Source organism: Brucella sp. TWI559 (genome assembly GCF_039674265.1).
Classification (GTDB): domain Bacteria; phylum Pseudomonadota; class Alphaproteobacteria; order Rhizobiales; family Rhizobiaceae; genus Brucella; species Brucella chromiisoli.
Map to the genome: position 1 here is coordinate 1 of NZ_JBDJNE010000082.1, position 380 is coordinate 380.

Genomic DNA, 380 nt, shown 5'->3' on the forward strand with positions numbered 1-380 from the left:
TCGGCTTCAACGGCGGCACGCTTCTGCTCACAGACAGCTTTGACAACAGTCGTGCGGTGACGCTTGGCACGAATGGCGGCACCATCCAGACGACGGCTGCGAAGACCAACACCTTCTCCGGCACGGTGACGGGCACGGGCAAGTTAACGAAGACCGGCGACGGCACGCTTGTTCTTGCGGGCACGGCCAGCGACTATACGGGCGGGACGCAGATTGATGGCGGCGTTGTGTCAGTGAGTGCAGACCGCAATCTTGGTGCGACGACAGGAGCGCTCGGCTTCAATGGCGGCACGCTTCTGCTCACAGACAGCTTTGACAACAGTCGTGCGGTGACGCTTGGCACGAATGGCGGCACCATCCAGACGACGGCTGCGAAGACC

1 protein-coding gene is annotated in these 380 nt (G+C 62.1%); it reads left to right on the top strand.

Translation table 11 applies throughout. The features are described from left to right. Window positions 1-380: autotransporter-associated beta strand repeat-containing protein (locus ABE530_RS19715; protein ID WP_499695737.1), on the top strand; the 380-nt coding region annotated here is incomplete at both ends.